Raw genomic sequence first — 19,709 nt, 5'->3', positions numbered from 1 at the left:
AGAAACGAACTCAAATTTTACAGTTTTTTAATAATGATGAAATACTATTCCGAAAAAATGAAAATCAGGTGAAAAATATTGGAGAAGCTTACAGTTTGGAGCACTGTGATTTGTACAGCTTTATCAAGAAAACTTATAATTAAGCTAAATCAAAACAGGTAAAAGATATTATTTATATTTCCGACACACCCGTTTTCTTGACATCGGGGAATAAATTTGATATACTAACTTTAATGAAGAACGCGGCTTTTGCAGGCTGCCTGTGCACATAATTCCCGTGTCAGGGGAACGTGCGCTTTTTTATTTGTCAGGCAGCGGAAAAGGCTGTGATATGCGGAAAGGCGGTGAAGTTCGGTGAAATTACCAATAGGCAGGATAGCTTCGGCGGCAATGGCTTTGCAGCTTGCGGCTTCCGGAGCAGCTCCTTTATGCGCCTTCGGAGCTGAAAACACTGTATCTGCGGCACTGACCGCGGATTATTACAGCATTGAGCCATTTGACAGCGGACTTCTCACTTTCAGCGAGTATTATGATAAGTATTCGGGCGAAAACCGCCCAGATAAGGAGATAATTCTTGATAAAAGCGATATCTCGGCAGTTGAGAACGGCGATATCACCACGGGCAGCTTCACCTCCGATGACGGCGAGACCAGAAATAACGTCATTCTTTGGAACAGCGCCGACGGAAGTATAGTTTTCGGCCTCGACGTAAAGGAAACGGGCAACTACTGCATTTCTGCGGATTACTGCCCCATGCTGTCGGGAAGTCCCGATATAGAGCTGAAAATGGAGATAGACGGGAAGCTCCCTTACGATACGGCTTCACGCATGACTTTAAGCAGAGTATGGACGGATGAGCATGAGATATACACGGATATACGCGGAAATCAGGTGCGTCCCGCCCAGGTGCAGCGCCCTGTGTGGAAAAGCTCGGTATTCGGCGATATTGACGGACTTTTCAGCGAGCCTTTGTTCATTTATCTCGAAAAGGGAAAGCATGAGCTGCGTTTCAGCTCCGAGAGGGCACAGCTCGCCATTGAACGCATAAAGCTTTTCAATCCTGAGGAACTCCCCGCATACAGCGAATATGCGGCTTCTGCGGCGACTGAACAGACCATTGGCGGAACGCCATCCGCTCTGTTCAGGATAGAGGGCGAAAGCGCCCTGTACAAGTCCGACCCCACGCTTTATCCTACCTATGACAACAGCAGTTACCTTGCTTCGCCTGCCGACCCACGTAAAATGGTGTACAACACCCTTGGCAGCGGCAGCTGGAAAAAGGCTCTGCAAACCGTTACATGGGAGATACCCGAGGAGGATATCGGTTCGGGCGGCTGGTATAAGATAGGCATAAAGGCGCGTCAGGATCAGATACGCGGCTTTGACTCCAACAGGCGTATCTATATCGACGGAAAAGTTCCATGCAGGGAGCTTGACCGCGTCGAGTTCGCCTACGATACGGACTGGTCGGTAGTAACTCCGGAAAGCGGCGGCGATTACGTATATGTATGGCTGGAGGGCGGAATGCCCCACACTATCTCCCTTGAAGCCGTAACAGGCGATATCGGCGAGTATCTCCGCCGTCTCGAGGGCGTAGTCAGGGAGCTGAACACTTATTACCGGAAGGTATTGATGATAACGGGACCTTCTCCCGATAAATACACGGATTATTATGTACATGAAAAGATACCGGGGCTTGTAGAAAGGTTCGGCAGCATTTCCGCGGAGCTGAAAGACGTTCAGAGCGGCATAGAGGCTCTTGCCGGGAGCAAGGGCACAGAGGCGGCTGCATTGGAGAATATGGCTGTGATACTGGACAAATGCACGGAAAAGCCTCTGCGTATCCCCTCGTATCTAAGCCAGATAAAGGACAGTATCACATCTCTTTCCGCATGGATGAGGGATAACCGCGACCAGCCCCTTGAAATTGATTACATTGAATTTGCTACTGCCGACAGGGAGTTCTCAAGCTGTGATGAGAAGCTTGGAAAGTCGCTGAAATTCGGACTTGACGCCTTTATCGGCTCCTTTTTCGAGGACTATACCACCCTTTCCGATGTTGAGAACGAGGAGGCTATGGAGGTATGGGTCTCACTGGGACGCGATCAGGCACAGGTTGTGAAGGAAATGACTGAGAACCGCTTCATGCAGGAAACGGGCATACCTGTTTCCGTGAACCTTGTCACAGGCGGAGTGGTGGAGGCTTCACTTGCAGGGAAAGGGCCTGATGTTGCGCTTTTCCTCGGTGGAGAGTTCCCTGTGAACCTTGCTGCCCGTGATCTCCTTGTTGATCTGTCGCAGTTTGATGACTTCGGCGAGGTAAGGGAGCGTTTTCAGAGGAACGCCATGACGCAGTATACCTACAACGGCGGCTGCTACGGACTGCCTTTGAGCCAGTCCTTCCCGATGATGTTCTACCGCACGGACGTGCTCACGGAGCTTGGATACTTCTCGCCTCCCGAGACATGGTCGGAGCTCAGGGATATGCTCCCAGCCCTACAAAGGAACTATATGTCGGTTGGACTTGTTCTTCCGCCGAATAATATCTCTCCTGCGACGGAGGCAGGTCATACCTTTGCCATGCTTCTGCTGCAAAAGGGGAAGACCTATTATAATGAAGACCTGACGGCTTCGTCCCTTGATACTATAGAAGCGGTGCAGTCCTTTGAGGAGTGGACGGATTTCTACACGGACTACTGCTTCGAGCAGACCTACGACGCATTCAGCCGTTTCAGAACAGGGGAATATCCCATAGTTATCGCAAATTATACCTTTTTCAACCAGCTTACGGCTGCTTCTCCCGAGATAAAGGGCTTGTGGGACTTCTGTCCCGTACCCGGAACTGAAAGAGCCGACGGTACCGTATCACACGCGGCAAACTCAAACGGCGCAGGAGCTGTGATATTCAGCAAGGTGAAAAACAAGGAAAATGCGTGGGAGTTCGTCAAGTGGTTCACTGATACGGAGACGCAGGTGCAGTACGCTTCTCAGATAGAGGGACTTCTGGGAACTCTGGGACGGTTCGATACTGCCAATGTTGAAGCTCTCGGGCGTATGTCGTGGTCGAACGGCGAGCTTGAGCGGCTTCGCGCACAGCAGGCAGAGCTTGAGGAGATACCCGTAACTCCTGCCTCATATGCGGTGACGCGGAATATAATGAACGCATTCAGAGAGACCATAAACGAGCATAATAACCCCCGTGATACGCTGATATGGTACAATAAGGACATAAACGACGAAATAACGCGAAAGCGTAAAAATCTTGGACTCAACTGAGGTTAAACCTGGGATTCCAAAGGGTTTACACCCCTTTGGTCGGGTCAAGGGCTGACAGCCCTTGCAGGGTTTGGGGCAGCGCCCCAAAATACGAAGTCGCCTTGCAAGAGAAGGCGTTACTTTAATAGACAGGTAATATCCGCCTCGGTTAAAACGTAAAGGAAGTGAAATAGGTGGCAGTTTCCGCTGAAAATACCGGAAAAAGAATAAAAAAGGAAAAGCGCGGTACGCTTTGGCGCGATATAAAGCGCAGCAAAGCCTGTTACGGCATGATAGCGCCCTTTATGATATTCTTCATAGTCTTTACCGTAGTGCCTGTGCTGATGTCGCTGCCTATGGGCTTCACGGACTTTGACATGGTCCGTCCGCCGAAATATGTGGGACTTTCCAACTTCACCACGCTCTTTCTTTCTGACAAGATATTCATACGCTCGATAAGGGTAACGCTGGTATTCGCCCTGCTTACGGGACCTGTCAGCTACGTGCTGTGTTTCCTGCTGGCATGGATGATAAACGAGATGCACCCGAAGCTGAAAACGCTGTTTACGCTGATATTCTACGCGCCCTCAATGGCCAACGTATACACGGTATGGCAGCTCATTTTCAGCGGCGATATGAACGGCTACATGAACTCCTTCCTCATAAATCTCGGTATCATCAATTCACCTGTGCAGTGGCTTACGGACGGCAGATACGTGCTTGGCGTCACGATAGTTGTGCAGCTGTGGATATCGCTGGGCGCAGGATTTCTTGCGCTTCGTGCGGGATTTCAGAATATTGACCGCTCCATGTACGAGGCGGGAGCTATCGAGGGTATCCGCACACGCTGGCAGGAGCTCATTTACATCGTTATCCCGTCAATGGGACCTCAGCTCATGTTCGCGGCGGTAATGCAGATAGTAAGCTCGTTCACCGCAGGAACTGTTGCTCAGAACCTTGTAGGCTTCCCGAGTACGGACTACAAGGCGCATACGATAATGACCCACGCCTTCGACTACGGCTGGCAGAGATTTGAAATGGGCTATGCTTCGGCGATATGCCTTATACTCTTCGCTGCCATGTTCGTCTGCAACAAGCTCATCAGCAAGGCGCTTGGCAAATATATGGACTAAGGAGGCGAAGCTGTGGCAGTTACAGACGTTGCGAAGCTTCGCGCTTCAAACAGACAGGCAGGCAGAAAATTCGGCGGAAGTATCAGTATATTCATGCTTCTTGCGATACTCGGACTTTTCATGGTGCTGCCCATATACCTTACGATAGTAATGTCGGTAAAGCCCGTTGAGGAGCTTTTCGTTTTCCCGCCGAAGCTTTACGCAGTAAGACCCACCCTTGACAATTTCAGGGATATGTTCCGTGTGCTCCATCAGAACCGCGTACCGTTCTCACGTTATGTGTTCAACAGCATATTTGTGACTGCGGCGGTAACGGTATTGCAGTGCGTATTCTCGTCAATGGCGGCATTCGTGCTTGCAAAGTGCAAGTTCCCGGGAAGCAAACTGCTGAACGGCATAATAGTAATAGCGCTTCTCTATCAGAGCAGCGTCATATACATAATGCAGTACATAGTTATGGCGAAGCTCCACATGATAGATACTTATATGGCGCTTATCTTCCCTGCGGTGGCGTCGCCCATGGGACTTTTCCTCATGAGGCAGTCCATAAGTCAGGTGCCCGACTCCATGATAGAAGCCGCAAAGGTGGACGGCGCAGGACTTTTCCGCATATGCTGGCAGATAGTTATACCCAATCAGAAGCCTGCGCTCATGACCCTGATAATATTCGCATTTCAGGGGGCGTGGAACATACAGACAGGCTCGGTGGTATTCAGGGAGGAGTACAAGACCCTTCCCACAGTAGTCTCGCAGGCTGCCACCTCGGGACTTGCCCGTGCAGGCGTAGCAATGGCGGCAGCGGTATTCATGCTCGTACCGCCTATAGTCATATTCATGCTTGCTCAGAGGCAGGTCATCGAGACTATGGCACATTCGGGCATCAAAGAGTGAGCAGTAAGTAGTTTTTGATGATTAGTTGGTGACTGCATCATTGACGCCCGGTGCAAACCGATAAAATGAAAGGGAGTGAAGCAAACGAATACAAAACTGAAAAGATGTATCACAGCGCTGACGGCATTTGCTGCACTCGCTTCCGTGAGCGTATCGTCTGTCTCGGCGGCAGGAGTTCCCTCGGAGAGCTACAACTACGACCGCTGGGGCGAGGCTATCCCCTCACAGGCAGGCTATACCGCCGACAGGACGGTCTCGGGAAACGACCTTGAGATAGGCGGCTTCGACAGCCCCTCCGACCTTTTCATAGACAGCAGCGGCACGGTATACATAACCGATACGGGCAACGACCGCATTATCGCGGCGGACTCCGAGCTGAAAAGCGTTCTCCGCGTTTATGACAGCTTCACCATGCCCGACGGCTCGGAAACAAAGCTCAGCAAGCCTATGGGAGTTTTCGTTTCCGCGTCGAACGACTGCCTTTACATAGCCGATACGGATAATTCACGCATACTTGTAACGGATATGGCCGGCAGCGTAAAAACTGAGATAACAAAGCCCGAGTCTGAGGTCTACGACCAGAAGAGGACTTTTCTGCCCCAGAGAGTAGTTGCCGACAAGGCAGGTAACGTCTACACTGTTCTCGGAAATATCACAACGGGAGCCGCGATGTTCTCGCCCGACGGCGGATTTATCGGATTTTACGGCGCGAACCGCGTTGAAGCTACCGCAAAGGTGGTAAGCAACTATTTCAGGAGCCTTTTCATGTCCGACGAGAAGAAGGCACGGCGAAAAAGGACAGTCCCCACGGGAATAACCAGCTTTGACATCGACGGAGACTTTATCTTCACCTGTACCGCTTCAAATACTCAGTCAGTTGACGCTGTCAAGAAGCTGAATGCGGCAGGAAACAACATTTTTGCAGGACTTTCGCTGACTTTCGGCGACTACAAGCCCATGTACGATACATCGCAGAACAAGATGTTCATGCCGTCCATAGTCGATATAGATGTAGCCGCAGACGGCTGCATAAACTGCCTTGACTTCACCACGGGTAGAGTTTTCCAGTACGACGAGGACTGCAATCTGCTGTTCATCACGGGTGCCATTGCCAAACAGACAGGCGGATTTGACCATGCGACGGCGGTGGAGTCCCTCGACGACAAGATATACGTCCTTGACTCCTCAAAGGACACGGTGACGGTATTTAAGGAGACCTCATTCGGACAGGTGGTCCACAAGGCTGCCGCACTCTACAACGACGGATACTACGAGGAGGCTCTCGAACCGTGGCAGGAGGTCCTTGCAAGGGACGGAAACTACCGCAGAGCCTATGTGGGAATAGCTTCGGCGCTTCTCAGAAAGGGCGATTACAAGGGCTCCATGAAGTACGCGAAGCTTGCGGACGCAGGCGACATCTACAACAAAGCCTTCGAGGGCAGGCGCAGGGAGTTCCTCAGGGAGCATTTCACGGCTGTAGCGGCGGCTTTGATACTCTGCGCCGGAGCTCTCATAGTTTCCGGACATTACAGGAAAAGGCGCAGAGCTGCGAAAAATACGGAAGAAAAGGAGGCGGAGCAGCAATGATGGATCTTACTCAGCGTCAGTGGGTAAAGCACGCGGTGACGCACCCTTTTGAGGGCTTTGAGGATATGCGCTGGAAGAAGTCGGGCTCGCTGAAAATAGCCATGCTCATCGTTCTGCTCCTCTTTTTCGGCGAGATAGCCTACGGGCGGCTCTACGGCTTTCAGTTTCACATCTCATACGACAAGACTTTCAATATCATACCTTATATAGTCCGCAGCTTCGTGCTTTTCGGAGCATGGACAGTGGGCAACTGGGCAGTGTGCACTCTCCTCGAGGGAGAGGGAACGCTGAGGAATATCTGCATATACAGTGCCTACGCACTTATACCCTATGTGGTGCAGCTTTACGTGAATGTACTGCTTTCCCACATACTTGTGCGCGACGAAGCTGTCTTCATGCAGGTGATAGAGATCATCGGCACCTGCTGGACGGTGGTGCTGCTGTTCTCGGCGGTGAAGTCGGTACATCAGTACACCTTCAGAAAGACGGTATTTGCGGTATTGCTGACCATAGCGGCAATGCTCATAATGCTGTTCCTGCTGGTGCTTTTCATGTCGCTGATACAGCAGGTATACATCTTCATATCCACTGTTTACACGGAGCTCTCCTACAGAGCGAGAGTCTGAAAGGCGCGGAATATGGGCAAAAAGATAAGAAGAACGCTGCTCTGTCTGCTCATTGCGGCTTCAATGGCGGCTTCGGGCAGCGCCTATGCGGACAGCGAAGGAAAAGCCGTGCAGTCCGATACGGCTTCGGAAACCGAAAGCGGCGGAGATACCGAGAAGTCCAAACGTTCGGAGTCAGTTGAGAAAGCCGAGCTTTCGGCGGAGGACGCTGACAGATACCTTAAAAAGATAGGATATTGCGACGGCTACGATGTTTATTTCAGGAGCAAGGACATTGAAGATGAGCTCTGGGAGACCGTGGGCGGCAAGCCTAAGAGCAAAAAGGACTATACTTCCGAGCAGCAGAAGATAGCCGACAAGGCAGACGAGCTGAAAAAACTGGGCGAGCTCGTTATAATTGACAGTAAAAGCGGAAAAGCTGCGGCTTCATTCAGAAGCGGCGTCAAATGCGACGAGGGAAAGCTCTATGTCAGCGACGCAGGAAGATTTTTCGTGCTTACCGATGAAGATACCGGCAGAGTCATAAGGATAAGGGAGATAGTTTCCACCCTTGACAGCAAATACGCCTTTTTGTCTGCCGACAAGAATACGCTGGAGTTCCTCCGCGGTGATATGAAAGGCACGGACAAGAGCTACAGCTTTGACAGGACAGAAGACGGAAAGCGGATATACAAGTCCGCAGAGGGCGGTTTTGCGTGGCTGACCGCCGACGGCAGCCATTACCTCGGAGCTTTCCGCTACGGCGCGGAAAATGATAAGCTCCGTATGATAATAGACGACAGGAGCGCCTCATTCGGTATCGAGAACAAGGAAAACGGCTTTATATGGTGGTCGTCGCCCCTCGAAGCTTCTCAGGATACAACTGCTACGGGACTTGTAGCGGACGAGCTGCGCTCGTCGAATGTGCTTCGCTACGGCATACCTATGAGCCGTTCGGGCAATAATATGCTCCGCTCGGGCAGCGATAAGGACTGCGTATTCAATGTCAGCGATATCGAAAACGGTATCCGCGTGATATACGGCTACAAAGACGCAGGCTTTACTGTTCCTGTGGAGTATACCATAGAGGACGATCACCTAAGGGCAAGGGTGAAAATATCTGAGATAGCCGAATCAAAGCCTGAAAACATAGCGACTGAGATGACACTGCTTGGCAGCTTCGGAGCAGCTCCCGACGATGAAGAGGGATATTTCGTCATACCCGACGGCTGCGGAGCCCTTGTGCGCTTCAACAACGGCAGGACTATGCAGACGAACCTCTATCAGCAGCGTATCTATGGCAGCGATGTAACGGCTGTACCGCAGAACAGGGGAGCTCTCACGGAGCAGATATATCTGCCCGTATACGGCATAGTAAGAGGGGGCAACGCCCTCCTTGCGGTCGCGGCAAAGGGCGACTCCAACGCTTATATCACGGCAAACGTGTCGGGACAGTCCAAAAGCAGGTACAATATCTGCAATTTCACCTTTATTCTCCGCGGTACGGACACATTTTACATGTCGGGAAACAGCCACGATAAGTACACTGTCTTTGAAAAGGGAAAGATAAGATCGGACGATATAGAGCTGCTCTACTACCCCATTGCGAAGAAAGGCGCTGATTATACCGATATAGCTGCAAGATACAGGCAGTATCTCCTTGAAGAGCAGGGCGTGAAGATAAGGAGCAGCGCGGACAAAGCACCTTTGTATCTCGGACTTTACGGCGGAGTTATGAAGAAAAAGTCGGTTCTCGGCATACCGCTCTCGTTTCGGACCTCCGTTACAGATTTCGGGCAGGCAGCTGACATAATAAGCGAGCTGAAAGAGCGCGGAGTTGACGATATGGTCGTCTCCTACAGCAACTGGACCAACGACGGTATAAAAAACAAGGTCGACAAGGGCGCAAAGCCCTCGGGAAAGCTTGGTGGAGTAAGAGACTTCCGCAGCCTCACCGACCTTATAGACGAATGCGGTTACAGCCTGTACCCTGTTTCCGACAACAGGGATTTCAGCTCGGGAAACGGCTATTACTCATTTTCGGACACAGCCGTGAGGGTTTCGGGCTCATATTCGAGGATAGTCAGCTATGACAGGGCTTACGGCATACCCGACGGTTTCAGAAAGAATCTTTCTCTGCTTACTCCTGACTGCTACGGTGAGGTTTTCGGAGATATCGCCGAAAACTATTCAAATGCAGGGCTCGGCGGAGTTTCTCTCGCAAGTCTTACCTCCTCGCTTTACGGAGACTATGGCAAAAAGAGCATTTCAAGGGCAGGCGCGGAAAAGCTCCTTACGGAGGGCTATGAGACTGTCACGGAGAAGCTTGGGGGCGGCATACTTGCAGACAATGCAAACGCCTATGCTCTCCCATATGTCAGCCATATCACGGGAGTTCCCATGAATTCGGGCAGATTCGACCTCTTTGACGAGGATATCCCGTTCTATCAGATGGTAATGCACGGTGTTATACCGTATTCAGCGGAGGCTGTCAACGGAAGCCCCGACCCCGAAAGGCTGATGCTCATGGCGGCGGCTACCGGAAGCTCTCTCAGCTACGATATGATTCACGAGGAGACAAGCGAACTGAAAGACACAGAGCTTGATTTCCTGTATTATGCCAATTATAAGGGCAATATCAGAAAAGCGGCAGAGGATTACGCCATGCTCGAGCCGCTCCTGAGCAGTGTCTCGGACTGCTATATTACCGGTTATCATGCGGACGGCGATATCATAACTACAGATTATTCGGACGGAACAAGGGTCGTTACCGACCTTGGGGCAATGACGGTCAGCTGGGACGGCGGCTTCATCTCTCTTGGCGAAATCACATAGGAAAGGCGGGAAGAAATTGAGCGCAAAAACTGAAAAAAGCAGTAAAAAAAGGCGCATAATGTCCTATCAGCGGAGAAAATCCCTGTACGGCTACGGTTTTATCAGCTTATGGCTGGCGGGAACGGTGCTTTTCTTCCTGATACCTCTCGGGAAGTCGCTGTGGTACTCATTCTGCAGTGTTTCGGTGGATCCCGGCTCGCTGAATACCGAATTCAGGGGCATGGACAACTATTTCAGCGTACTTGGTGAAGACCCCTATTATACGGAATATCTCGGGGACGTTCTCCTCGAAACTCTTTGGAAAACGCCGTTGATACTGATATTCTCGCTGTTTATCGCGGTGGTGCTCAATCAGAAGTTCAGGGGAAGGACACTTGCGAGGGCTGTATTCTTTCTGCCCGTCATAATCGCCACGGGACCTGTTTTCAGGATAATCAGCGGCGATATGGACTCTACGGGCAATGCGGGCGCTGAGCAGTTCAATACCATGTTTTCCACGAATCTTGTGGGTGAGCTGATGCAGTTCCTCGGTATCTACGGCATAAGCGACAGCGTCAGCACCTTTATTTCAGCAGTCGCGGACAATATCTTCGGTATCGTATGGAATTCGGGCATACAGATAATCCTTTTCCTTGCGGCTCTGCAGAATATCCCTGCCTCTGCCCGTGAAGCGGCACAGATGGAGGGCGCTACCGCATGGGAGTACTTCTGGAAGATAACCTTCCCGTATGTCAGCCCGTTCATACTTGCAAATCTCATATTTACCGTAATAGATTCGTTCACTAACCCGATGAACAGCGTTATGAACCGTATCTCCACCATGAGGAGCCAGTTCGATTTCGGAGAGGCTTCCGCAATGGCGTGGATATATTTTGCAGTCGTTATTGCCGCTATAGGCGTGGTCACGGCTGTTATGAACAGGTTCATATACTATGAGAACGACTGAGGAGGTGCATGAATGGCAGATGTAACGAATGCACCGAAGATAAAGACAGCCGACGAGACAGGCAGCGGCATGGACAGCCGCGAAGCAGGACGCCGAAGAAGAGCTTCCGTCACGGCGGAGGAAAGGCGCTATCTGCGGAGGAAAGCCGTTGCGGATAAGGTATGGCCGTTTTTCAGAGCCGTTATACTCATAGGACTGGGCTTTGTCATAATGTATCCACTGATATACATGATAAGCTGCGCTTTCAGAGACAGGGCTGATATGAGCGACCCCACGGTAATGTGGATACCGAGGCATTACACGCTGAAGGTCATAGCCGAGACCATTGACGCTATGGACTACTGGAAAACTCTCGGCAACACTCTGTTCCTGAATATAGGCTGCTCGCTGGTGCAGGTGTTCTCATGCGCCCTGACGGGCTACGGCTTTGCAAGATTCAGGTTCAGGGGCAGCAGGCTTCTCTTCGGAGTTGTCATCATGATGATACTTGTGCCGACGCAGGTGATATCCCTGCCGCTGTATACCCAGTTCAGATACTTCGGCATAAAAGGGCTTTTCTCACTTAATCTCATTGACAGCAGACTTACCATGTATCTACCTGCAATGACCGCCAACGGCATACGCGCAGGATTGATGATATATATATTCCGTCAGTTCTTCAAGGGAATGCCGAGAGAACTGGAGGACGCTGCGTATATCGACGGCTGCGGACCTTTCAGAACGTTCGTAAGGGTAATGCTGCCCAACGCTTCGGCAGCGCTGCTGACTGTATTCCTGTTTTCCGTTGTATGGTACTGGAACGACTACTATGTGAGCAGCACCTTCTTCACGGACACCAGGACCATAGCCCTCATGCTGACAAATCTCGACAACGAGCTGAAAATGAACCTTTTCGACGACCCGACGGTGCAGATAAGTCCCCGTGACCAGATAGTATGGAAAGAGGCAGGCTGTCTGCTTTCCATAGCTCCCGTGCTTATCATGTATGTATTTTTGCAGAAGCACTTCACCGAGGGAATAGAACGCTCGGGAATAGTTGGCTGAATATGTATTATTACAGAAAAAGGCATAAGGAAGAAATTTCTTTATGCCTTTTTTGTCCGATAAGCACAATGTGATATTGACAACGGACGGTCAGGGGCGTATAATTGAAGTAAATCCATTGGTTCCGGAGTAAAAAATGAAAAAGATACTCAGACCCGCAGGGGTCTTTATAAAAGCGATGCCCCACTTCCTGGTATTCGAGCTTATTTTCAAGCTCCTTCTGCTTGCAGTGGGAACGCCTGTGACTGCCTTGCTTCTGAAGCTCACCATGAAGCTTTCGGGAGTTACTTATCTCAACGATGAAAATCTTCTTACATATTTAAGACATCCCTCGACCCTTATAGTCATAGCTCTGATGCTTTTCAGCTATGCGTTCTTCTCCTTTGTGGAGCTCTCCGCTCTTGTAGCCTGCTTTTCCTGCTATAACAAAAAGCAGCGGATATACACCGGAGGAATGTTCCGAACGGGTCTGAAAGCTTTTGCAAAGGCTTTCAGAGGCACGGGGATAGTCTCTTTCCTTGCGTACATGGCAATAATGCCCCTTGCACAGTTCTCATTGTCATCGGGTATGTTCATGGCTCCGCTCATGCCTGTGATGAGGAGGATATTCAACTCCATGAACGGAGCTCTGGCAGTTGTATGCTATGTACTTGTGCAGCTGCTGTTCATTATCCTTATCATAAGCGCGAGCTACAGTATCCACTACCTTATCCTTACCGACAAGCCTTTTAAGGAGTGCATAAAGAGCAGCAAGGAGAAAATGCACGGACAGCGCAGAAAGATGATAATTTCGGCGCTCCTGTGGAGCATAGGCATAGTTGCCTTTATCGGCTTGCTGACTTTCGGTCTCAGCTTCATCATAGTCTTTATCGTAAAGGGCTTTTCAAAGCCAGGAGCTGCTTTCGGCACGGCGCTGAAGATACTGCGTTATACGTGGAGCGTCTTTACGGCGGTATCGGCTTTCTTCTCGGCTCCTGCCATTATATGGCTGCTTACCGACAAGTTCATGAAGGACGTTAAGGACGAGGATATAGTTCTCCCGAATGCGGGCTATAAGAAGTTCAGCAAGAAAAAGAGTGCGGTCATCATAGTGTGTCTTGCAGCTGTCAGCTCGGTGATGAACCTGTCCTACCTGAAAGCCCTTTCACGCGGAAATGTAAGCCTCAACGTGGGAATTATAAGCCGTACTCAGGTAACGGCGCACAGGGGCTTCTCAAAGGTAGCTCCGGAGAACACCCTGCCTGCCTTCAAATCGGCGATGGACTGCGGTGCGGACTACATAGAGCTCGATATACAGCTGACTGCTGACGACCGCCTCGTCGTGATACATGACGACAAGCTCGACCGTACAACGAACGGAACGGGCATGGTGGAGAAATACACCTACGACCAGCTCAGAACGCTGTCCGCAGGCTCGTGGTTCGGAAAGGACGGGGAGTTCGACGACGTGGAGATACCGCTCTTCTCGGACGTGCTGGAGCTTGTGGGGGATGATATAATGCTGAATATTGAGATAAAGCGCTCGGGCGACCCGAAAAAGACTGCTGAAAAGGCTGTGGAGCTCATAGAGGAGTACGGTATCGTCAATTCCTGCTATATCACGTCGTTCTCGTACCCTGCACTGAAAAAGGTTAAGCAGCTCAATCCAAAGATTAAGACGGGCTTTATCGCAAACCTCGCAACGGCTACGTCATTTGCACAGCTGCCATATATCGACGCTGTGAGTATGAACTATCTCTTCGTCAACCAGGCTGTGGTGAACTCGGCTCATCATCACGGAAAGCGCATTTTCGTATGGACTGTGAACAGGCAGAGCGAAATGCAGAAGATGATGGCTCTCGGAGTTGACAATATCATCACAGACCGCCCCGACAAGGCTCTCGAGATCGTGAACTCGAAGAAGGTCGGCGATACTGTCCTGACAGCTCTGAAATTTATCTTCGGAAGCTGAAAAGGCGATGAACAGGCATTTATCCATACTCCGGGCTGTGAGGAAATCACGGTTCGGAGTATATTGTTAAAATAAAATTATTGTTCATTAAAAATTTACAAATACAATTTCTGCAAATTGTTGATTTATCCCTATATATGTGATATAATTGATTACGTTGAGTGCGCTGTACGCGCACTGACTGCACGAAGATATGCGTTGAAACGGAAGGTTGCTGTCGGTATGGCAGGTAATTTCCGTGGAGTATGTCCGATTTTAAACCGGGCGAATGGGATATCGAACACAGTTTGTGGTTATTGTTCACGCAGCTTGCGTATGCGTGGATTATGCTCTTTTTGTGCTCATATTTTGCTGAAACCGCTCGGAAAACACCAGTTTTTCGAGTTTTTTATGAGATGAAGCATGAAACACACGGAAACGTGTGATATTCCAATCTGCGTCCCCGTAATTAATTCCAAGGAGGCGAAAACAATGGCAGTCAACGAAAAAATCAGATTCAAGATCAAGGGCTACGATCACGCTACTGTTGATATTGCAGCAGCTAAGATCGTTGAGGCAGCCAAGAGAAGCGGTGCAAGAGTTTCGGGTCCTATCCCGCTCCCTACAGATAAGGAAGTTGTTACTATTCTCCGCGCTGTACACAAGTACAAGGACAGCCGTGAGCAGTTCGAGATGAGAACTCACAAGAGACTCGTAGACGTTATCCGTCCTACAGACAAGACAACAGCTGCTCTTGACAAGCTCGAGATCCCCGCAGGCGTAGACGTTGTTATGGAAGTCAAGTAATTGACTGATATTACGCTTGAAACTACCGCTCGGGAAGCGGAATGACGGTGATCCGTCGGTCAAGTTGATGTGTAAATCATCAACCAATAACCTAACAGGAGGAAATGAAAATGCAGAAAGGCATTATCGGCAAGAAGATCGGTATGACTCAGATCTTCGACGAAACAGGAAAAGTTGTTCCTGTAACAGTAGTAGAAGCTGGCCCGTGCGTTGTTGTACAGAAGAAGACCGTTGAGAACGACGGCTATGCAGCACTTCAGCTGGGCTACGGCGACGTAAAGGTACAGAGAGTTAACAAGCCTATGAAGGGTCACTTCGACAAGGCAGACGTTGCTTGCAAGAAGGAACTCAAGGAGTTCAGACTTGACGACTGCGACGCTCTCAACGTAGGCGACATCATCAAGGCAGATACATTTGCTGTAGGCGACGCTATCGACGTTGTCGGCACAAGCAAAGGTAAGGGATTCGCAGGTGCTATCAAGCGCCACAATCAGCACAGACTCAAGGAAACTCACGGTACAGGTCCTGTTCACAGACAGGCAGGTTCAATGGGCGCTTGCTCATCCCCTTCAAGAATCTACAAGGGCAAGGGCATGGCAGGTCACATGGGTGCTGAGCAGGTAACTGTACAGAATCTCGAAATCGTTAAAATAGACACTGAGAACAATCTCATCGCTATCAAGGGCGCTATCCCCGGTCCTAAGGGCGGTATCGTTTATATCGTTGACAGCGTTAAGGCTTAAGGAAGGAGGAAGCGTAAATGTCTACTATTTCAGTATTTGATATGACAGGTAAGCAGGTTTCCGAGACAGAGCTCAATGACGCAGTTTTCGGAATCACTCCCAATGAAGGCGTTATGCACGCTGCAGTTGTTAATTACCTTGCAAACCAGAGACAGGGCACACAGTCCACACTTACAAGAACAGAAGTAAGCGGCGGCGGCAGAAAGCCCTGGAGACAGAAGGGTACAGGCCATGCAAGACAGGGTTCGACCCGTGCTCCTCAGTGGGTACACGGAGGAATCGCTCTCGGCCCCAAGCCCAGAGATTACAGATACGAGCTTAACAAGAAGGTAAAGAGACTTGCAATGAAGTCCGCGCTTTCTGCTAAGGTCATCGACAACAACATGATCGTTCTTGACGCTCTTACACTTGACGGCTTCAAGACAAAGACAGTTGTTGATATGCTCAAGGCTCTCGGCGTTGAGGGCAAGGCTCTCATCGTAACAGCAGAGGCTGATACAAAGGTTATCAAGAGCGCAGCTAACATCCCCGGTGTTAAGACTGCTGCTGTAAATACACTTAATGTTTACGACATTCTCAACTATGACAAGTTCATCGTTGTAAAGAATGCTGTAGGAAAGATCGAGGAGGTGTACGCATAATGAAAGCAGCTCAGGACATCATTCTCAAGCCTGTTATCACTGAGAAGTCCATGGACGATCTTCAGGCTGGAAAGTACACCTTTAAGGTAGCTAAGGACGCTAACAAGTCCGAGATCAAGAAGGCTGTTGAGCAGCTCTTCGGCGTTGAGGTTGCAAAGGTAAACACAATGAACTGCAACGGACGCGATAAGAGAGTCGGAAGATATGTCGGCAAGACACCCGACTGGAAGAAGGCTATCGTTACTCTTACAGCGGATTCAAAGGCTATCGAGTTCTTCGAGGGCATGGTTTGATCCCACTATTAAATAAGTAAGAGAGTTATGGGAGTAATGCTCCCGCAAAAAATGCATTAAAGGAGAAAGTTAAAATGGCTATAAAGACTTATAAGCCTACGACACCTTCGAGACGTCAGATGACTGTAACTGACTACTCGGTTCTGTCAAAGGTTGAGCCGGAGAAGAGCCTTCTCGAACCAATGAAGAAGAAGTCGGGAAGAAACAGCTACGGCCGTATAACAGTTCGCCACAGAGGCGGCGGTAACAGAAGAAAGTACCGTGTAATCGACTTCAAGAGAGACAAGGACGATATGATCGCAGTTGTCAAGACTCTTGAGTACGATCCTAACAGAAGCGCATTCATCGCGCTCGTTGAGTACGAGGACGGTGAGAAGAGATACATTCTCGCACCAAACGGCTTAAAGGTCGGCGATAAGATCGAGTCAGGCGCAGAGGCTGATATCAAGCCCGGCAACGCACTCAAGCTCGCTGATATCCCTGTTGGTACATTTATCCACGCTATCGAGCTTTATCCCGGCAAGGGCGCTCAGCTCGTAAGAAGCGCAGGCAACCAGGCTCAGCTCATGGGTAAGGAAGACACATACGCTCTCGTAAGACTTCCTTCAGGCGAGATGAGAAAGGTTCCGATCAATTGTAAGGCTGCTATCGGTCAGGTTTCAAATATCGACCACGAGAACGTTAACTACGGTAAGGCTGGTCGTGTAAGAAACATGGGCTGGAGACCTACAGTTCGTGGTTCTGTCATGAACCCATGCGATCACCCGCACGGTGGTGGTGAAGGTAAGTCACCTGTCGGACGTCCGGGCCCTGTTACTCCTTGGGGTAAGCCAGCACTCGGCTATAAGACACGTAAGAAGCATCACAGAACTGATAAGTTCATCGTAAAGCGCCGCAACGGCAAGTAATCTGAAAGGAGGAACTGATTAATGAGCAGAAGCATCAAAAAGGGACCTTATGTCCAGGAAGTTCTCCTGAAGAGGGTCGTTGCAATGAACGAAGCAGGCGAAAAGAAGGTTCTCAAGACATGGAGCCGTTCTTCAACAATATTCCCTGATTTCGTAGGTCACACATTCGCTGTACACGACGGACGCAAGCACGTTCCGGTATACGTTACAGAGGATATGGTAGGTCACAAGCTCGGCGAGTTTGCTCCTACAAGAACCTATAAGGGCCACGCAGGCTCAAAGACATCCAACAACGGTAAGAAATAAGCGGAAGGAGGAGTTCAGAGATGGAAGCAAGAGCTTATTTAAGAAATGCTCGTATATCACCCAGAAAGGTGCAGATTGTTCTGGATCTTATCAGAAACAAGCCTGTTGATCTCGCTTTAGCTACTTTAGATCTTACTCCTAAGGCTGCAAGTCCTATCGTTGCAAAGCTTGTTAAGTCCGCTCAGGCAAATGCTGAGAACAACTTCAGCATGGACAAGGATAACCTCGTGGTTTCCGAGTGCTTCGTAACACCAGGACCTATAATGAAGAGGATCATGCCGAGAGCACAGGGCAGAGCATATAGAATTTTAAAGAGAACATCACACATCACAGTAGTTCTCACAGAAAAAGAATAATCCCAAGGAGGTTTGAAGAATGGGCCAGAAAGTTAATCCGCACGGTCTTCGTGTCGGCGTTATTAAAGATTGGGATTCTCGTTGGTATGCAAACAAGTCCGATTTCGGCAACACTCTCGTTGAGGACTACAACGTTCGTAATTTCGTAAAGAAGAGCCTCTATGCTGCAGGCGTTCCGAGAATCGAGATCGAGCGTTTTGCCGATAAGGTAAGAATCCACATCCACTGCGCTAAGCCCGGTATCGTAATCGGCAGAGGCGGTGCAGAAATCGAGAAGCTCAGAGCACAGCTCGAGAAGATGATGAACAAGCAGGTTTTCATCAATATCATTGAAGTAAAGCAGCCCGATATGGACAGCCAGCTCGTAGCAGAGAAGATCGCTCTCGACCTTGAGAACAGAGTATCTTTCAGAAGAGCTATGAAGCAGTCTATCGGCAGAACAATGCGTCTCGGCGCAAAGGGTATCAAGGTCAAGGTATCAGGCAGACTTGCCGGTGCCGAGATCGCAAGAAGCGAGAGCTACCACGAGGGTACTATCCCGCTCCAGACTATCCGTGCTGATATCGACTACGGCTTTGCTGAGGCTGATACAACATACGGCAAGCTTGGCGTAAAGGTCTGGATCTATAAGGGCGAAGTTCTCAAGGGCGATGCTGCAAAGGCTGCTGCTCAGAGAGAAAAGCTCGAGAGAAAGAACGATACAAGAAACAATGACAGACGTCGCAGAGACGACAAGTCAAAGGATAACCGCAGAGAGTTCAACAAGACTCGCGCTGCTAAAAGAGAAGGAGGTAACCAGTAATGCTGCTTCCAAAGAGAGTTAAATACCGCAGAGTCCACAGAGGACGTCTTAAGGGTAAGGCATACAGAGGAAACAAGGTAACTTACGGTGATTACGGTCTTCAGGCTCTCGAGCCTGCTTGGATCACTTCCAACCAGATCGAGTCTGCCCGTATTGCCATGACTCGTTATATCAAGAGAGGCGGTCAGGTTTGGATCAAGATATTCCCTGACAAGCCTATCACAGAAAAGCCCGCTGAAACACGAATGGGTTCAGGTAAGGGTTCACCGGAATACTGGGTAGCAGTTGTTAAGCCGGGCCGTGTTCTCTTTGAGATCAAGGGCGTTGCTGAAGAGACTGCAAGAGAAGCTATGCGTCTTGCTATGCACAAGCTTCCTATCAAGTGTAAGTTCGTAACTAAAGCAGAGCAGGAGGTTGAGCAGTAATGAAGGCATCGGAAATCAGAGAAATGTCAGTTGATGAGCTCAACGAGAAGCTCGCCAGCCTCAAGGAAGAGCTCTTCGCTCTCCGCTTTCAGCTGGCAATCAATCAGCTTGATAATACAGCAAGACTCAAGGCTGTAAAGAAGGATATTGCACGCATCAAGACATCTCTGCGTGAGGCAGAGCTTGCTGCACAGCAGTAAGA

19 protein-coding genes are annotated in these 19,709 nt (G+C 49.8%); all 19 read left to right on the top strand.

Annotation, left to right across the window (positions count from 1 at the left end; genetic code table 11):
• The first annotated feature begins 354 nt into the window (after positions 1-354).
• The 19 genes from IKW96_RS04605 to rpmC all read left to right on the top strand — a co-directional run bounded on the left by IKW96_RS04605 (position 355) and on the right by rpmC (position 19,707).
• On the top strand, positions 355-3,276 hold the full coding sequence (locus tag IKW96_RS04605; protein ID WP_296570876.1) for an extracellular solute-binding protein: 2,922 nt from the start codon (positions 355-357) through the stop codon (positions 3,274-3,276).
• A 173-nt stretch (positions 3,277-3,449) separates the two neighbouring features.
• Positions 3,450-4,388 carry a carbohydrate ABC transporter permease gene (locus IKW96_RS04600; RefSeq protein WP_296570872.1) on the top strand — a complete coding sequence of 313 codons (939 nt, stop codon included), beginning with the start codon at positions 3,450-3,452 and terminating at the stop codon, positions 4,386-4,388.
• Positions 4,389-4,400: 12 nt separating this feature from the next.
• Entirely contained in the window at positions 4,401-5,279 is an 879-nt protein-coding gene (locus tag IKW96_RS04595; protein WP_296570870.1) for a carbohydrate ABC transporter permease, read from the top strand.
• A 75-nt stretch (positions 5,280-5,354) separates the two neighbouring features.
• Positions 5,355-6,866 carry a hypothetical protein gene (locus IKW96_RS04590; RefSeq protein ID WP_296570868.1) on the top strand — a complete coding sequence of 504 codons (1,512 nt, stop codon included), beginning with the start codon at positions 5,355-5,357 and terminating at the stop codon, positions 6,864-6,866.
• On the top strand, positions 6,863-7,492 hold the full coding sequence (locus IKW96_RS04585; protein ID WP_296570867.1) for a Yip1 family protein: 630 nt from the start codon (positions 6,863-6,865) through the stop codon (positions 7,490-7,492). Before IKW96_RS04590 ends, IKW96_RS04585 begins: the two co-directional genes overlap by 4 nt.
• Positions 7,493-7,504: 12 nt before the next feature.
• On the top strand, positions 7,505-10,306 hold the full coding sequence (locus IKW96_RS04580) for a DUF5696 domain-containing protein (RefSeq protein ID WP_296570863.1): 2,802 nt from the start codon (positions 7,505-7,507) through the stop codon (positions 10,304-10,306).
• A 16-nt stretch (positions 10,307-10,322) separates the two neighbouring features.
• Positions 10,323-11,252 carry a carbohydrate ABC transporter permease gene (locus tag IKW96_RS04575; RefSeq protein WP_296570858.1) on the top strand — a complete coding sequence of 310 codons (930 nt, stop codon included), beginning with the start codon at positions 10,323-10,325 and terminating at the stop codon, positions 11,250-11,252.
• Between the two features lie 12 nt (positions 11,253-11,264).
• On the top strand, positions 11,265-12,296 hold the full coding sequence (locus IKW96_RS04570; RefSeq protein WP_296570855.1) for a carbohydrate ABC transporter permease: 1,032 nt from the start codon (positions 11,265-11,267) through the stop codon (positions 12,294-12,296).
• Positions 12,297-12,432: 136 nt separating this feature from the next.
• A complete protein-coding gene (locus tag IKW96_RS04565) occupies positions 12,433-14,247 on the top strand; it encodes a glycerophosphodiester phosphodiesterase family protein (RefSeq protein ID WP_296570853.1) in 1,815 nt (604 codons plus the stop codon).
• A 471-nt stretch (positions 14,248-14,718) separates the two neighbouring features.
• Entirely contained in the window at positions 14,719-15,033 is a 315-nt protein-coding gene (rpsJ, locus tag IKW96_RS04560; RefSeq protein WP_009985001.1) for a 30S ribosomal protein S10, read from the top strand.
• A gap of 110 nt (positions 15,034-15,143) precedes the next feature.
• On the top strand, positions 15,144-15,776 hold the full coding sequence (rplC, locus tag IKW96_RS04555; protein WP_019680099.1) for a 50S ribosomal protein L3: 633 nt from the start codon (positions 15,144-15,146) through the stop codon (positions 15,774-15,776).
• A 17-nt stretch (positions 15,777-15,793) separates the two neighbouring features.
• The gene (gene rplD / locus IKW96_RS04550) at positions 15,794-16,417 is read left to right on the top strand and encodes a 50S ribosomal protein L4 (protein WP_296570850.1); all 624 of its coding nucleotides are present in this window, start codon (positions 15,794-15,796) and stop codon (positions 16,415-16,417) included.
• On the top strand, positions 16,417-16,710 hold the full coding sequence (gene rplW, locus IKW96_RS04545; protein ID WP_296570848.1) for a 50S ribosomal protein L23: 294 nt from the start codon (positions 16,417-16,419) through the stop codon (positions 16,708-16,710). Before rplD ends, rplW begins: the two co-directional genes overlap by 1 nt.
• Before the next feature lie 74 nt (positions 16,711-16,784).
• Complete coding sequence (gene rplB, locus IKW96_RS04540) at positions 16,785-17,618, top strand: 50S ribosomal protein L2 (protein ID WP_296570847.1); 834 nt, start codon at positions 16,785-16,787, stop codon at positions 17,616-17,618.
• Positions 17,619-17,639: 21 nt separating this feature from the next.
• Positions 17,640-17,924 carry a 30S ribosomal protein S19 gene (gene rpsS, locus IKW96_RS04535; protein WP_009984992.1) on the top strand — a complete coding sequence of 95 codons (285 nt, stop codon included), beginning with the start codon at positions 17,640-17,642 and terminating at the stop codon, positions 17,922-17,924.
• A 20-nt stretch (positions 17,925-17,944) separates the two neighbouring features.
• The gene (gene rplV, locus IKW96_RS04530) at positions 17,945-18,280 is read left to right on the top strand and encodes a 50S ribosomal protein L22 (protein ID WP_295081300.1); all 336 of its coding nucleotides are present in this window, start codon (positions 17,945-17,947) and stop codon (positions 18,278-18,280) included.
• Between the two features lie 19 nt (positions 18,281-18,299).
• Positions 18,300-19,082, top strand: a complete 783-nt coding sequence (rpsC, locus tag IKW96_RS04525) for a 30S ribosomal protein S3 (protein WP_296570842.1) — start codon at positions 18,300-18,302, stop codon at positions 19,080-19,082.
• The gene (gene rplP, locus IKW96_RS04520; RefSeq protein ID WP_019680106.1) at positions 19,082-19,507 is read left to right on the top strand and encodes a 50S ribosomal protein L16; all 426 of its coding nucleotides are present in this window, start codon (positions 19,082-19,084) and stop codon (positions 19,505-19,507) included. The genes rpsC and rplP overlap by 1 nt, the downstream gene beginning before the upstream one ends.
• Complete coding sequence (gene rpmC, locus IKW96_RS04515; protein ID WP_019680107.1) at positions 19,507-19,707, top strand: 50S ribosomal protein L29; 201 nt, start codon at positions 19,507-19,509, stop codon at positions 19,705-19,707. Before rplP ends, rpmC begins: the two co-directional genes overlap by 1 nt.
• Positions 19,708-19,709 lie beyond the last annotated feature (2 nt).

The organism is Ruminococcus sp., from assembly GCF_017549005.1.
Lineage (GTDB): Bacteria > Bacillota > Clostridia > Oscillospirales > Ruminococcaceae > Ruminococcus.
The sequence above is the reverse complement of the archived record's forward strand: the minus strand, read 5'-3'. Positions and strand labels throughout refer to the sequence as shown.

Bases quoted from the DNA above. Each gene is read 5' to 3' on its own strand.
- rplD (WP_296570850.1), top strand. From the start codon at position 15,794: ATGTCTACTATTTCAGTATTTGATATGACAGGTAAGCAGGTTTCCGAG.
- rplC (WP_019680099.1), top strand. From the start codon at position 15,144: ATGCAGAAAGGCATTATCGGCAAGAAGATCGGTATGACTCAGATCTTC.
- rplP (WP_019680106.1), top strand. From the start codon at position 19,082: ATGCTGCTTCCAAAGAGAGTTAAATACCGCAGAGTCCACAGAGGACGT.
- rplV (WP_295081300.1), top strand. From the start codon at position 17,945: ATGGAAGCAAGAGCTTATTTAAGAAATGCTCGTATATCACCCAGAAAG.
- rpmC (WP_019680107.1), top strand. From the start codon at position 19,507: ATGAAGGCATCGGAAATCAGAGAAATGTCAGTTGATGAGCTCAACGAG.
- rplW (WP_296570848.1), top strand. From the start codon at position 16,417: ATGAAAGCAGCTCAGGACATCATTCTCAAGCCTGTTATCACTGAGAAG.
- IKW96_RS04585 (WP_296570867.1), top strand. From the start codon at position 6,863: ATGATGGATCTTACTCAGCGTCAGTGGGTAAAGCACGCGGTGACGCAC.
- rpsC (WP_296570842.1), top strand. From the start codon at position 18,300: ATGGGCCAGAAAGTTAATCCGCACGGTCTTCGTGTCGGCGTTATTAAA.
- rpsJ (WP_009985001.1), top strand. From the start codon at position 14,719: ATGGCAGTCAACGAAAAAATCAGATTCAAGATCAAGGGCTACGATCAC.
- IKW96_RS04565 (WP_296570853.1), top strand. From the start codon at position 12,433: ATGAAAAAGATACTCAGACCCGCAGGGGTCTTTATAAAAGCGATGCCC.
- rplB (WP_296570847.1), top strand. From the start codon at position 16,785: ATGGCTATAAAGACTTATAAGCCTACGACACCTTCGAGACGTCAGATG.
- rpsS (WP_009984992.1), top strand. From the start codon at position 17,640: ATGAGCAGAAGCATCAAAAAGGGACCTTATGTCCAGGAAGTTCTCCTG.
- IKW96_RS04580 (WP_296570863.1), top strand. From the start codon at position 7,505: ATGGGCAAAAAGATAAGAAGAACGCTGCTCTGTCTGCTCATTGCGGCT.
- IKW96_RS04570 (WP_296570855.1), top strand. From the start codon at position 11,265: ATGGCAGATGTAACGAATGCACCGAAGATAAAGACAGCCGACGAGACA.